Source organism: Exiguobacterium sp. s152, from assembly GCF_018618335.1.
Taxonomy (GTDB): Bacteria; Bacillota; Bacilli; order Exiguobacteriales; family Exiguobacteriaceae; genus Exiguobacterium; species Exiguobacterium chiriqhucha.
The window spans coordinates 1-815 of the sequence record NZ_JACSLX010000029.1 but is presented as its reverse complement, the minus strand read 5'-3'; the positions used below and the strand labels follow the sequence as shown (position 1 = coordinate 815).

General features: G+C 57.2%; 1 protein-coding gene. It reads left to right on the top strand.

The window, feature by feature from the left end:
* Window positions 1-575 (top strand): JAB domain-containing protein (locus KNP72_RS15725; RefSeq protein WP_353048472.1); only part of this gene is annotated, 575 nt, incomplete at its 5' end.
* Between the last annotated feature and the right edge of the window lie 240 nt (window positions 576-815).

Genomic DNA, 815 nt, shown 5'->3' with positions numbered 1-815 from the left:
TTGAGGCTCTCCCTGCGGTCGCCCTTGCACCGTCTCCCGACGCTCGCTTCGTTCCCGTCAACAGGACGCACAACGGTGTTCGTTCTGAGCTCGGCTTATCCGAAAGGGGACAAACCATCATGGAACTTACATCCATCATCGAGGTCATTCGTATCAAACAAGAGATTCGCGAGGAGATGGTCGCTCTCGAGCACGCCATCATCCAATCACCGGACAGTGCCCGACAAATCGGTTCCTCGTTCATCGGGGACGACGACCGTGAAGTGTTCCTCGTCATCATGCTCAACACAAAGAACCGGGTCATCGGCGTCCACCGGGCACACGTCGGGAGCGTCAACTCGAGTGTCGTCCACCCACGGGAGGTCTTCAAATGCGCCATCTTGAACAACGCCTCGTGCCTCATCGTCTGTCATCAGCACCCGAGCGGGGACCCGACGCCGAGCCGGGAGGACATCCTCGTCTCCGAACGGTTACATGAGGCGGGGGACCTCATCGGCATCCCGGTGCTCGACCATCTCATCCTCGGAGCGGACGAGTCGTACGTCAGCATGAAACAGCGAGGTTACATGGGTTGAACGGAATGGAGTGGGGCCGGGGGACCGGTCCCGGTCCGTCCGGGAAGGGCAAGGACGAAAAACGTACGTTTTTCTTTGACGGGATGGGCGACTCGCGTTGCTCTCGCCTGGATCCGTGGGGCGGGATCCGGGAAAAGGTCCGTTTTCGTATAACTGTATTTTGCAATACAAATGTGCACAATAATGCAACGAAAAGTACAGAACTTTGCCAGCTGGGTTTTAGTGTTTCGACAACGCATG